Raw genomic sequence first — 12,471 nt, forward strand, 5'->3', positions numbered from 1 at the left:
GCATTTGAAACTTTAGAATTCTAGGGAGCTTATCAATCTTTAACTTCTGGTACTTAGGACTATTAGAGTCTTCAAAATTCAATTGGCGTAAAGGGATGTTTCTAGAGACAAAGATTAAAAGTGTATAAAGTTCTTTTTGTAGATATTGAATATATAGTACTAAATAAGATATAATGGAGTTCACAATGACCACCCTTTCTTTATTAATTGTGAGCTGGGAACTTCAATTATATCAAGAAATGGGGGGGCATTGTTTTTTTATACAAAAAAACTTTGAAACCTTTAAAATATAATGATTAGTTAGTAAAAAAAGAGTGTCAAACTTGACACTACGGGAGTAGAAGTAAGGGTTACAAAATTAAAATAAGTATAGGCAGCAACAGGTGTTTGGACAGAGTAATCCTTTTTTGTATCTGATTGCTTTAAACAGGTAGGAGCAGGTGTGTAAATTTCTCCTAAAGTGTCGCTAAGATGAGGGTTTTGATGAATTCTTTCAAGGAGTTTTCCAGTAAGCATATTAGGGTTAATACCAGCGAAGGGCTCACCTACATGAGTTTCTTTTCCTACACAATAAAAAACCGGTAAAAGCTTACCAACTGTGCCATTATAGATATAAATATTATCGTCTCCAGGATACTTTGGGAAATGAGGCTCACTTATAATGGCGCATAGATATTCTAAATTTTTTTCCTGCTTTAAAGAAAGTAAGAACTCCACCGCTGACAGCATTCCAGCTGAATTTGTTTCTTCATCAGGAACTGATAATAAAAGAATATTTCCTTGAAAAGTATCAAGGTTTTTCTCTATTTCATATAAGACTTCTATATGGGCAGCAATGCCGTACTTCATATCCATAATACCTCTACCGAATAAATAATCTCCACTATTTAGATCTTTTAAAGCTTCTTGGGGCAATTCTATGGATTTTGTTGTCTTAAGGTGTTCTGTATATAGTATTGGATGAAAAGCATATTTCTTTAACATGCCAAATTCATCTATCCCTACTACATCATAATGACTTAGAAGAATAACAGTTTTATTTGATGGTACCGCACCCTCCATAAAAGCAGTGATATAGGTTCGATTCAAAGGATCGTTTGGCATAGTATGTAGCTGAAGGTGATGTGGATTTGTCTTGAAATAACTCAATCGCTCAAGAATTTTCACCATTTTTAATGGAGCTTCTATTTCCCCCTTTGTTTCTGAGATGCTAGGGATAGCGCAGAGCTCCAGCATTGTATCCAAAATTCTTTGTCGATTCATAGTTTTTCCCCCTATGGTTAATATATATGATACTATTATAAAGGATAACAGAATACATTACCATATTGTGATGATTAATGCAAAGGAATTGGTACTCCTTATTGAAGATTATAGGCACTTATCCTAAAGAAGCTACCTATTTGTTATTGGCATAATAAGATAATTTTTTAAAAAGTTTATGATATAATAATAACAGTATGTAAAGGAATTTACGTGAAGGAAAGCTTAATAAAAGACGAATTATTAGCAATCAACCGTTAGTAGCAGTGTTAATGAAATAATGAGACAGATTTAACCAGAAGCAAGAAAAAAAGATTTAAGCGTGTTTTCTTTAAGATTTCATAAAAAGCAAAACTGGAAAATGGCTAGGAGGGAAAAGGATGAATTATGGAAACCTTATTGTAGGTGGAGCAATTCTCTTAATTATATTAATCTCTATACAATATTCTATTAACAAAATCATTGTATTACTCAAGGATATTAAAGAAATATTATCAAAAATCCAAAGAAATGATTATAAATAGTCAAAATATAAATATATTTATCGCCTTTAAAGCAAAATACAAATAGGATTATAGGCTGCGCTTAATCGACAATTTAATTGACATGTAGTACTATTTACATTAAAATAATTAATAATATTGATAACAGTCAAATGATGGAGGTGACTTATGGGCATAGATAAAAAAGTATGGGAGATACTGTGTTCAGAAGAAGATATAAAGAATAGACTTAAGGAATTAGGAAAACAGATATCTCGAGATTATGGTAATAAAAATCTATATATTGTTTCATTGCTGAAGGGCAGCTTTATTTTTACTGCTGATTTGGTAAGAGAATTAAGTATACCAGTTAAAATAAATTTTATGACTACCTCTAGCTATGGTCATGGAGTAGAGTCTAGTGGATCTGTAGAGATTGTCTCAGATATTAATGAAGATTTGACAGAATATGATATTTTAGTTGTCGATGATATTACTGATTCAGGTCTTACTATGAAATATGTTTTAGATCATTTAAGAAAGAAAAATGCAACCAGTGTTAAGAGTTGTGTATTATTAGATAAACCAGAAAGAAGAAAAGTCCAATTAGAGCCTGATTATATAGGTTTTACTATTCCAGATAAATTTGTAGTAGGTTATGGCTTAAACTATGGAGACTATTATAGAAATATCCCATATGTTTTTATCGTAACAGATGAAAATCGCTAAAAAATGTCTCTATTCTCTGAGACTTTTTTTATTTAAATAGAAAAATTCTATAATAAAAGTATTAGCTCCAATGAAAAATTCATCTCTAATAATAACTGATTTCTTACTTGGAGGATTAAGAAACCAGCAATAACAATATCAGTACCAAGAAGAACATAGGATGGAAATGCTGAATAAAAGTTGTTTTCCACGTGCAAAAACTATAAAATAAAATGAATGAAATAATAAAGGAGTGAAATGTACTTGAAGATATCCATAGAAACCATGGAGTTATTAGAAGAACTAAAAGCCATACGTAGAGATCTACATCAAATCCCAGAATTAGCCCTTGAAGAGTATAAGACATCTAAATACATTCAATCTTATTTAGATAAACTAGATATTCAATATGAATCTGGGGTTCTAGGGACAGGTGTTATAGCATATTTTAAAGGACATAATGCAAAAAAGACATATTGTTTTCGTGCTGATATGGATGCATTAGGCATGCAAGAAGACAATCAATTGGATTATAAATCTACCCATAGCTGTAAAATGCATGGTTGTGGCCATGACGGTCATATGGCTATTTTATTAGGCCTAGCTAATTATTTAGCTAAAAATAGAAACAAACTAAAAGAAAATATTGTCTTATTATTTCAGCCAGCTGAAGAAGGACCTGGAGGCGCTTCTTTTATTATGCAGGAAGGTATTCTTAAAAAATATAATGTAGAAGAGATATATGGTCTCCATCTCTTTCCAGGGATAGAGGAGGGAAAGATTGGTGTACGTCCAGGGGCAATGATGTCGCAAAATGGAGAATTTGATATTCATATAGAAGGGAAAAGTGCTCATGGTGCGATGCCTCATATTGGAGTAGATAGTGTTTTAATTGCAAGCGAACTGATATTGGGGATGCAGTCAATCATAAGTCGAAGTATAAATCCCATTAAACCTGGAGTTTTAACCATTGGAAGATTAGAGGTAGGAGAAAAGAGGAATATAATAGCAAGAAAAGGAATTTTAGAAGGAACTATAAGGACCTTCAGCCAAGAAACCTACGACATTATCAAAAAAAGAATGACAGATTTCAAAAAAGGATTAGAAGTGAACTACCAATGTAAAATCGAAATACTATTTCGAGATATGTATCCAGCAGTATACAATGATGAAAAGTTGACAGAAATTTTTATCGCAGCTCAAGAAAAGGATACAATTGACACAGTAGATCCTATTATGTTGGCAGAGGACTTCGCTTTTTATCAGAAAGAAATTCCAGGGGTTTTCTTCTTTTTAGGCTGCAAAAATGAAGACAAAGGATTTATTTATCCTCTACACAATGAAAGATTTAATTTTGATGAAAAAATATTAACTTATGGATTGCAAGTATACCTAAACCTACTAGAACACCGTGACGCACTAGAAATATAGAATAAAGGAAGTGTAAGAATGCAATATCAAAAAAAATTACAAATAATAGATGCAAACATTCTGTATCTGATAGGAGCAGTACTCTTATTTACAATTGGATCATACTTCCAACACTTAAGCCTTAAATCGGGATTAATAATTACACAATATATTTTAATTCTTATGCCTCCAATAATATATATGTTAGTAAGAAAGATACCAATTCAATCAACAATGCGCCTAAATAAATTAAAGATAAAACATGGTATCTTGATCGTATTTATAACGCTATTAATGTATCCAACAGCTGTTTTTGGCAATGCATTATTTATGACAATTTTAAGTTTACTTGGAAATCTCAACATTCCTGAATTACCTACAGCTACAGATACAAGAGAATATGTTGTATTACTTATGATCATTTCTATTTCTGCTGGAATCTGTGAGGAGGTTTTTTTTAGAGGATTTATATTGCCAGGATATGAAAAACTTGGAACCAGAAAAGCCATCATTATATCATCTATTCTTTTTGGAGTATTTCATTTTAATCTATATAATTTAGTAGGTCCAATAGTTTTAGGATTGGTCTTTTCTTATTTAGTAATTCTGACTAATTCTTTATATGCAGGGATTATAGGACATATTGTTAATAACGGTTTTGCAGTTACGCTAGGATTCTTACTTAATCGATTTAGTGAGTTACCAGAAGAAAATTATGAAACAGCAGTAGAGATTTCTACTACAACTGCATTGTTTATTAATGTTGTGATCTTTGGGTTATTAGCTATAGGTGCTGCTTTTATTGCTTCTAAATTAATAAATATTATAAAAAAAGACATGAAAAAGGAAAAAAATATTTTGAAGCTGAATAACTTTCATGAAGAAGGGTCAAAATATGAAGAAGAAATAAAAGATTCTATATCCTTTACAGAGTATATTCCTTTGGTACTAATGATACCCCTTTATCTTTTCGTAGCTTTTATGCAACTAAAAGAAATTATTAGTCTTGGTTAAACTGCATTGAATATTTTTCCTATTTTTATCCAACAATAGAGATAGGAGGGATAAAAATGGAAAAAAATAAGTCCAATAATCAATTTACACAAGACTTAATGATGAAGTATGAAATAGCTGAAGAACTAGGGTTAATAGACAAAGTAAAAAAGCTGGGTTGGGGAGGACTGACTGCTAAAGAAACTGGTAGGATTGGTGGATTGATGACAGTCAGAAAGAAACAACATAAAAAGGCAACTCAACATCAGTAGAAAGCCATAAGTATCAAAGTATATATTTAAAAAACAGTTGACAGCAATATTTTCCTATGTTAAACTGATAAAGAATGAGGATACATAGTGTCTTTGTTAAATTAAATTAAGTTTTAGGAGGAATTTTTAAATGGAAAAAGGTACAGTTAAATGGTTTAACGCTGAGAAAGGTTATGGATTTATCTCAAGAGAAAATGGGGACGATGTATTCGTACACTTTTCAGCAATTACTATGGATGGATTCAAAACATTAGAAGAAGGTCAAGCTGTTCAATTTGAAATTGTTCAAGGTGACAAAGGACCTCAAGCTACAAACGTATCTAGAGCATAATTTTACAAAACGAAGGTTGATCTTGTAGTCAAATCCCATTGGGATTAAATATATAAGAATTTACCAAGGATTTAAAACAGGTTGGTACGCCAACTTGTTTTTTTCATGTTCACTTATATAATGAGAGAGAACAATTAAAAAATATTATAAAGTTGTAACTATAACGAAAAGTATATGGCTATAATAAATATAGTGCAATTTAAAAGAGAGGTGTAATCATGCAAAGTACAGTTATTCGGGCAATTGCAGGTAACGGCAGCATTCGAGCCTTTGTTGCAGATACTACAAACATGGTGGAAAAGGCAAGGGAAATTCATCAAGCATCTCCAGTTGCTATAGCAGCTTTAGGACGCACCATGACAGCTACCTCTATAATGGGGTTAATGCTAAAGGCAGAAAATCATAAAATTACTGTTAAAGTAAATGGTGGAGGACAACTGGGTTCTATTGTAGTGGTAGGCAATAGTCATGGCAATGTAAAGGGCTATGTAGCTAATCCACAAGTAGAAAGCACCTACATAGCTCCTGGAAAACTAAATGTTGGAGAGGCAGTGGGAACAAAGGGTGATATCACTGTTATAAAAGATCTAGGATTAAAGGATCCATATATCGGTACATCAGCCATTGTTTCAGGAGAAATAGCAGAAGATTTTGCCAGCTACTTTCTTAAATCAGAGCAGCAACCTTCTGCAGTGGCTTTAGGTGTATTGGTGGAAAGAGATTATAGTATAAAGGCTGCCGGTGGATTTATTATTCAAATATTACCCCATATTGAAGAAGATATCTTAAATCAATTAGAAACCAAGCTTACCTCAATGGAACCTATAACCTCCTTAATGAATAATGGGATGAAGGAAGAAGATATCTTAAATTATGTATTGGGAGATTTATCTCCACAGATAGTGGAGAGATACGAAATAGATTTTAATTGTGATTGTAGCAAAAGGAGATTTGAGCAAGCCTTGATTAGTATTGGGAGAAGCGATTTGCAAGAAATCATAGAAGAAGACGAAGGAGCGGAACTAGTTTGTCATTTTTGCAATAAAAAACATATTTTTAATAAAGAAGAACTAGAGAAGCTGTTATTAGAAATTTAAAAGAATGACAAAAAAGATTAAAAAATAAAGTAATAATGATTTAACAGAATTAAATCGGCTATAATCAAGAAATATAGAAGAAATAAGCCCTTGTAATATTAGCATAAATGACGTATACTAGATTTTGTCATTGCTGAGGGCGCATAGCTCAGCTGGGAGAGCACCTGCCTTACAAGCAGGGGGTCACAGGTTCAAGTCCTGTTGCGCCCACCAGCCCAGATAGCTCAGTCGGTAGAGCAGGGGACTGAAAATCCCCGTGTCGGTGGTTCGATTCCGCCTCTGGGCACCATGACGCGGAAGTGGCTCAGTGGTAGAGCATCGCCTTGCCAAGGCGAGGGTCGCGGGTTCAAATCCCGTCTTCCGCTCCATATTTAAGATTCTGGCGGCATAGCCAAGTGGTAAGGCAGAGGTCTGCAAAACCTTTATTCCCCAGTTCAAATCTGGGTGCCGCCTCCACATGAAAATCGTAGTTTAATATATAGATAACTGATGGACGATGGACTTAATCAAGTGCATCTTTTTTTATTATATGAGTATTTATAAATTTGTCATACTTTACATAGTTTTAAAATGCCTAAGGAACATAGCCTAAATATTTTTCTATTTCCAAATATAATTTTTTGAAAGTATTTTAGCAGTATTCATTTCTTAAATAAGAAAGAGTGTATATATTAGATTTTCAATACATATTTTCAATGATAAGCAATGAAAGCTTGTTTAAATATTTTTATTTTTTAAATTTTTCTAAAAAATAGGTTGACAATATAGAATTATGTTGTTAAACTACAATAAATAAAATTAAATTTTAACTTAAGTAAATGCGATGAAGGAGAACGGTATTTTCCACATGACAGTTCCAGAGAGTCGGTGGTTGCTGAAAGCCGATACTGTAGAGAAAATACAAATCCCTCCTAAGCAGTACCTCTGAAATCTTAGAGATAAAGTAAGAGGTTAACGGTAAGCCCCGTTATAGGCAAGGGTTTGATTGAACCTGGAGAGTGGTGTCTACTGTGAAGTGGATTCAAAATAGGGTGGTAACGCGTGGAATATATCCTCGTCCCTGTATAATTACTAAATAATTATATAGGAACGAGGTTTTTTGTTGTTTAGAATTAAATGTTGTTTAGAATTAAAAAAAATTCACTATAGTTAAAAAAAACACATCTAATTTAATTATTTATTAAAAAACTATTGATTTAATGTAATTATTATTCTAAAATATAGGAATATTTAAATTTTTAATAAAAAGGAGGTTCTATTATGGATAATAAATATGTACTATCTGTCTTAGTGGAAAATCAACCAGGTGTACTGAGTCGGGTAGCGGGGTTGTTTAGCAGAAGAGGTTATAATATTGATAGCTTCACTGCTGGAGAAACTGAAGATGAAGGACTGACAAGAATGACCATTGTATTACAGGGAGATAGCCAAGTGCTAGAGCAAATCAAAAAACAACTAAACAAATTAATTGATGTAGTAGATATTACTGAGTTAAAACCCCAAGAAGCAGTATATAGAGAACTAGCATTAATAAAGGTAAAGGCAGATGAGTCCAATAGAGCCTCTATATTGGAAGTGGTTGATATCTTTAGAGGAAAGGTTATTGATGTTGCAAATGAGCACTTAACTGTAGAAATGACAGGAGACCATAACAAAGTATTAGCCTTCATAGATATGATGAGAAGTTATGGTATTAAAGAAATTGTTCGTACAGGGCTTACAGCCTTAGGGCGATGGAGTAATTAATAATATGAGGAGGAATTACCAATGGCAAAAATGTATTATGAAAAGGATTGTAACTTAGGATTATTAGCAGGAAAAACAGTAGCGGTATTGGGATATGGCAGTCAAGGTCATGCCCATGCATTGAACCTACATGAATCAGGAGTTGATGTAGTAGTAGGACTATATACAGGAAGTAAGTCATGGAAACTGGCAGAAGAGGCTGGGCTAAAGGTAGCGGTGGCAGCAGAAGCAGCAGCACAGGCTGATGTCATTATTATATTGATAAACGATGAAAAACAAGCAGCCCTATATAAAGAAAGTGTAGAGCCAAACTTAACAGCAGGAAAATACTTAGTCTTTGCCCATGGTTTTAATATTCATTTTGGGCAAATCGTTCCACCGGCGGATGTTAACGTATTTATGGTAGCACCTAAAGGGCCAGGACACACAGTAAGAAGTCAATACCAAGATGGTAAAGGTGTACCATGTCTAATAGCAGTATATCAAGATGTAACAGGAGATACAAAGGATATGGCCTTGGCTTATGCAGCGGGATTAGGAGGAGCTAAAGCAGGGATTATTGAAACAACCTTTGAAGAGGAGACAGAAACAGATTTATTTGGAGAGCAAGCGGTGCTATGTGGTGGTGTTACAGAATTAATCAAGGCAGGCTTTGATACATTAGTAGAGGCTGGATATCAACCAGAAGTAGCATATTTTGAGTGTCTTCACGAAATGAAATTAATTGTTGACATGATAAATCAAGGGGGCTTAAGCTATATGAGGTACTCTATAAGTGATACAGCAGAGTATGGAGACTACACTGCATCTAGACGTGTTATCACTGAAGATACTAGAGAAGAAATGAAAAAGATTTTAGGTGAAGTTCAAGATGGAAGCTTTGCTAAGAACTGGATATTAGAAAATCAAGCAAATCGACCATCCTTTAATGCAAGAAGAAAGATGGAACAAAACCATAAGATCGAAGTGGTTGGAGAAGAACTAAGAAAAATGATGAGTTGGTTAAAAAAATAATTTAGAAGGTTAGGCGGAGGGATGTAAATGGCAAAGCAAGTGAAAATATTTGATACAACTTTAAGAGATGGAGAACAATCACCAGGTTGCAGTATGAACCTTCAAGAAAAGCTGGAGCTTGCAAAACAGCTGGAAAGGCTTAAAGTAGATGTAATTGAAGCGGGTTTTGCTATTGCATCCCCTGGAGATTTTGCAGCAGTTAAAACAATAGCACAAAGCATAAAAAACTCTACTGTGGCAAGCTTAGCTAGAGCTTTGCCAGGAGATATAGATAGAGCATATGAAGCTGTAAAACATGCAGAATCACCTAGAATTCACACCTTTATTGCAACATCTGATATCCACTTAAAATACAAACTAAAGGCATCCAAAGAAGAGATTTTAGAAAGGGCAGTAGAAATGGTGAAGTATGCAAAACAGTACTGCAGTGATGTGGAATTCTCTGCTGAAGATGCCTCAAGAAGTGATTGGGAATATCTATATAAAATATTTGAATCTGTGATTAATGCAGGGGCTACCGTGATTAATATTCCTGATACAGTTGGATATACAACCCCGGATGAATTTTATAATCTTATTTACAATATTAAAAATAATGTACCCAACATAGATAAAGCGGAAATATCAGTACATTGCCATAATGATTTAGGGTTAGCTGTGGCCAACACATTGGCAGCTGCTAAAGCTGGAGCCACCCAGCTAGAATGTACCATTAATGGTTTGGGAGAAAGAGCAGGAAATGCAGCCTTAGAAGAAATTGTTATGACTATAAACACTCGAAAAGATATATATGATATGTTTACAAATATTGATACAACCGAGCTTTATCCTTCAAGTCGTTTGGTGAGCAAGCTAACGGGCATGAAAATACAACATAATAAAGCTATCGTAGGAGATAATGCTTTTGCGCATGAGTCAGGAATTCATCAACATGGGATGCTAGCACATAAGAGTACTTATGAAATAATGACACCTGAATCCGTTGGACTTACTAAAAATAAACTTGTTTTAGGAAAGCACTCTGGGCACCATGCTTTTGAGGAAAGGTTAAAAACTTTAGGATATCATTTTACCAAGGTAGAAATATCTAATCTATTCAAAGAGTTTAAGGTATTGGCCGACAAGAAAAAGGTTATTTATGATAGAGATTTGGAGGCGCTAGTACAGGATAAGACACTAGCTATAAAAGAATTATATATATTAAATCAGTTTGTAATTAATAGCGGCAATACCATTACCCCTACTGCAACAGTAAAACTTTTGAAGGAAAAAGTAGAAGTAGAAGAGGTAGCAACTGGTCATGGTCCTGTGGATGCCGCATTTAAAGCCATTGACAAAATAGTGGGTAATGGATTTACTTTAGAGGATTATTCTCTTCAATCCGTAACCGAAGGTGAAGACGCTCAGGGAGAAGCAAGTGTTAAGATAAAACTAGACCAGGATATCTATAATGGCAGGGGAGTAAGCACAGATGTAGTAGAAGCTAGTATTAAAGCTTATATTAACGCCATTAATAAAATGCTAAATGAATTAGAGTGGCACGAGGAGTGAGGTTCATGAATAATAAAATTGAAATATTTGATTCTACACTGAGAGACGGAGCTCAAGCAGAAGGCATTTCTTTTTCTGTTGAAGATAAAATTAAAATCGTTAGGGCATTGGATAAACTGGGTATCAGCTACGTTGAAGCTGGTAACCCAGGTTCAAATCCCAAAGATTTAGAGTTTTTTAAACGCATCAAAAACGAAAAATTTAAATATACAAAGCTTACGGCTTTTGGAAGCACTAGAAGGGCCAATATAGCTACAGAAGAAGACGATAATCTTCAATCACTACTAGATGCTAATACTCCTGCAGTAGCAATTTTTGGAAAATCATGGGATTATCATGTGACAGAGATTATAAAAACCACCTTAGAAGAAAATTTAGCTATGATTAAGGATACCATTGCCTTTTTGAAAAGCAAGGGTAAGGAAGTAGTTTTTGATGCTGAACACTTTTATGATGGATATAAATCTAATCCTGAATACGCTTTAGCTTCCTTGGAGGCGGCAAAGGAAGGTGGAGCGGATTGGCTAGTACTTTGCGAAACCAATGGCGGTGCTTTCCCAGATGAAATATACCGGATTACGAAGGAAGTTGTTAATAAATTTCCCATAAAGGTAGGAATTCATTGTCATAATGATGGGGGAATGGCTGTTGCAAATACGATTATGGCTGTAGAAGCAGGAGCAACACAGGTACAAGGAACCTATATAGGCTTTGGAGAACGATGTGGAAATGTGAATCTAAGTACTGTGATTGCTAATCTACAGTTAAAACGAGAAAAAAAATGTATCTTAGAAGACCAGATGGTTAATTTAACTTCAACTGCAAGATTATTAGCAGAAGTAGCTAATATAGCCATGAATGAAAGAGAACCCTATATCGGTAACTCTGCCTTTGCCCACAAAGGTGGAATGCATATTGATGGAGTTAGTAAATCCCCAAAATCATTTGAGCATATAGATCCACGAAAAGTTGGTAACAAAAGACGCGTATTAATGTCAGAAGTTTCTGGAAAAAGCACGCTATTATCGAAAATGCAAAAAGTTAATCCAAACATAAAAAAGAATTCTCCAGAGACACAGAATCTTATAGATACATTGAAAAAATTAGAACATGAAGGTTATCAGTTTGAAGGCGCTGAGAGTACTTTTGAGTTAGTTATTAGAAAACATTTAGGAAAGTATAAACCCTTCTTTGAACTAAAATATTATAAAATTATTGAAGAAAATCATGCTAGGGGAGATAACACATCTTCAGCTTTGGTAAAGATTACTGTAGATGGAAAAGATGAAATGACCGTAGCTGAGGGAGTAGGCCCAGTAAATGCTTTAGATAAAGCCCTTAGAAAAGCGTTAGAAACCTTTTATCCACAGCTAAAGGAAGTATATTTGAAGGATTATAAAGTGAGAGTGTTAGATACGGATACAGCTACAGAAGCAAAGGTTAGGGTTTTGATCGAATCAACAGATGGTTATAATCTTTGGACAACAGTTGGAGTTTCTACAGATATTATTGAAGCAAGTTGGATTGCTTTAGTAGACTCCATTGAATATAAATTGATTAAGGATATAGAAGAAAAAGTTAGGGCGTATATTTGATTTTACAGG

Annotated in this window: 12 protein-coding genes, 4 tRNA genes and 1 other annotated feature; of the genes, 15 read left to right on the plus strand and 1 reads right to left on the minus strand. The window is 34.0% G+C overall.

Annotated elements, in window-relative coordinates:
• Window positions 1-300: 300 nt before the first annotated feature.
• A complete protein-coding gene (locus tag BMX10_RS12340; protein ID WP_090444627.1) occupies window positions 301-1,263 on the minus strand; it encodes a M20/M25/M40 family metallo-hydrolase in 963 nt (320 codons plus the stop codon).
• Window positions 1,264-1,643: 380 nt separating this feature from the next.
• Here BMX10_RS12340 and BMX10_RS18050 point away from each other — a divergent pair, with 380 nt between their 5' ends.
• The 15 genes from BMX10_RS18050 (at window position 1,644) to cimA (ending at window position 12,462) form a co-directional block, all read left to right on the plus strand.
• Window positions 1,644-1,787 carry a hypothetical protein gene (locus BMX10_RS18050; RefSeq protein WP_170834813.1) on the plus strand — a complete coding sequence of 48 codons (144 nt, stop codon included), beginning with the start codon at window positions 1,644-1,646 and terminating at the stop codon, window positions 1,785-1,787.
• A gap of 147 nt (window positions 1,788-1,934) precedes the next feature.
• A complete protein-coding gene (gene hpt / locus BMX10_RS12345) occupies window positions 1,935-2,474 on the plus strand; it encodes a hypoxanthine phosphoribosyltransferase (protein WP_090444630.1) in 540 nt (179 codons plus the stop codon).
• Between the two features lie 243 nt (window positions 2,475-2,717).
• Complete coding sequence (locus BMX10_RS12350; RefSeq protein ID WP_330387907.1) at window positions 2,718-3,884, plus strand: M20 metallopeptidase family protein; 1,167 nt, start codon at window positions 2,718-2,720, stop codon at window positions 3,882-3,884.
• Window positions 3,885-3,902: 18 nt separating this feature from the next.
• The gene (locus tag BMX10_RS12355; protein WP_090444636.1) at window positions 3,903-4,877 is read left to right on the plus strand and encodes a type II CAAX endopeptidase family protein; all 975 of its coding nucleotides are present in this window, start codon (window positions 3,903-3,905) and stop codon (window positions 4,875-4,877) included.
• Window positions 4,878-4,933: 56 nt separating this feature from the next.
• A complete protein-coding gene (locus BMX10_RS12360) occupies window positions 4,934-5,128 on the plus strand; it encodes an alpha/beta-type small acid-soluble spore protein (RefSeq protein ID WP_090444639.1) in 195 nt (64 codons plus the stop codon).
• A gap of 130 nt (window positions 5,129-5,258) precedes the next feature.
• Entirely contained in the window at window positions 5,259-5,459 is a 201-nt protein-coding gene (locus BMX10_RS12365; RefSeq protein WP_090444642.1) for a cold-shock protein, read from the plus strand.
• A 218-nt stretch (window positions 5,460-5,677) separates the two neighbouring features.
• Window positions 5,678-6,556 (plus strand): Hsp33 family molecular chaperone HslO, encoded by an 879-nt coding sequence (gene hslO, locus BMX10_RS12370; RefSeq protein WP_090444646.1) that lies wholly within the window; start codon window positions 5,678-5,680, stop codon window positions 6,554-6,556.
• A 137-nt stretch (window positions 6,557-6,693) separates the two neighbouring features.
• Window positions 6,694-6,769, plus strand: a tRNA-Val gene (locus tag BMX10_RS12375).
• Window positions 6,770-6,845 (plus strand) — tRNA-Phe (locus BMX10_RS12380).
• Between the two features lie 4 nt (window positions 6,846-6,849).
• Window positions 6,850-6,924, plus strand: a tRNA-Gly gene (locus tag BMX10_RS12385).
• Window positions 6,925-6,937: 13 nt separating this feature from the next.
• Window positions 6,938-7,012 (plus strand) — tRNA-Cys (locus BMX10_RS12390).
• A gap of 358 nt (window positions 7,013-7,370) precedes the next feature.
• Window positions 7,371-7,621 (plus strand) — a binding site (T-box leader).
• A 195-nt stretch (window positions 7,622-7,816) separates the two neighbouring features.
• Window positions 7,817-8,302, plus strand: coding sequence for an acetolactate synthase small subunit (gene ilvN / locus BMX10_RS12395; RefSeq protein ID WP_090444649.1), 486 nt, complete (start codon window positions 7,817-7,819; stop codon window positions 8,300-8,302).
• 21 nt (window positions 8,303-8,323) lie between these two features.
• Window positions 8,324-9,316 carry a ketol-acid reductoisomerase gene (gene ilvC, locus BMX10_RS12400; RefSeq protein WP_090444651.1) on the plus strand — a complete coding sequence of 331 codons (993 nt, stop codon included), beginning with the start codon at window positions 8,324-8,326 and terminating at the stop codon, window positions 9,314-9,316.
• 27 nt (window positions 9,317-9,343) lie between these two features.
• A complete protein-coding gene (locus BMX10_RS12405; RefSeq protein WP_090444653.1) occupies window positions 9,344-10,867 on the plus strand; it encodes a 2-isopropylmalate synthase in 1,524 nt (507 codons plus the stop codon).
• A gap of 5 nt (window positions 10,868-10,872) precedes the next feature.
• A complete protein-coding gene (cimA, locus tag BMX10_RS12410) occupies window positions 10,873-12,462 on the plus strand; it encodes a citramalate synthase (protein WP_090444656.1) in 1,590 nt (529 codons plus the stop codon).
• Window positions 12,463-12,471: the final 9 nt, after the last annotated feature.

The sequence above is a fragment of the Natronincola peptidivorans genome, assembly GCF_900111615.1.
In the GTDB taxonomy this organism is placed as follows: Bacteria; Bacillota; Clostridia; order Peptostreptococcales; family Natronincolaceae; genus Natronincola_A; species Natronincola_A peptidivorans.

Coding starts and splice junctions, on each gene's coding strand:
- BMX10_RS12340 (WP_090444627.1), bottom strand. CDS start 1,263: ATGAATCGACAAAGAATTTTGGATACAATGCTGGAGCTCTGCGCTATC.
- BMX10_RS18050 (WP_170834813.1), top strand. CDS start 1,644: ATGAATTATGGAAACCTTATTGTAGGTGGAGCAATTCTCTTAATTATA.
- hpt (WP_090444630.1), top strand. CDS start 1,935: ATGGGCATAGATAAAAAAGTATGGGAGATACTGTGTTCAGAAGAAGAT.
- BMX10_RS12355 (WP_090444636.1), top strand. CDS start 3,903: ATGCAATATCAAAAAAAATTACAAATAATAGATGCAAACATTCTGTAT.
- BMX10_RS12360 (WP_090444639.1), top strand. CDS start 4,934: ATGGAAAAAAATAAGTCCAATAATCAATTTACACAAGACTTAATGATG.
- BMX10_RS12365 (WP_090444642.1), top strand. CDS start 5,259: ATGGAAAAAGGTACAGTTAAATGGTTTAACGCTGAGAAAGGTTATGGA.
- hslO (WP_090444646.1), top strand. CDS start 5,678: ATGCAAAGTACAGTTATTCGGGCAATTGCAGGTAACGGCAGCATTCGA.
- ilvN (WP_090444649.1), top strand. CDS start 7,817: ATGGATAATAAATATGTACTATCTGTCTTAGTGGAAAATCAACCAGGT.
- ilvC (WP_090444651.1), top strand. CDS start 8,324: ATGGCAAAAATGTATTATGAAAAGGATTGTAACTTAGGATTATTAGCA.
- BMX10_RS12405 (WP_090444653.1), top strand. CDS start 9,344: ATGGCAAAGCAAGTGAAAATATTTGATACAACTTTAAGAGATGGAGAA.
- cimA (WP_090444656.1), top strand. CDS start 10,873: ATGAATAATAAAATTGAAATATTTGATTCTACACTGAGAGACGGAGCT.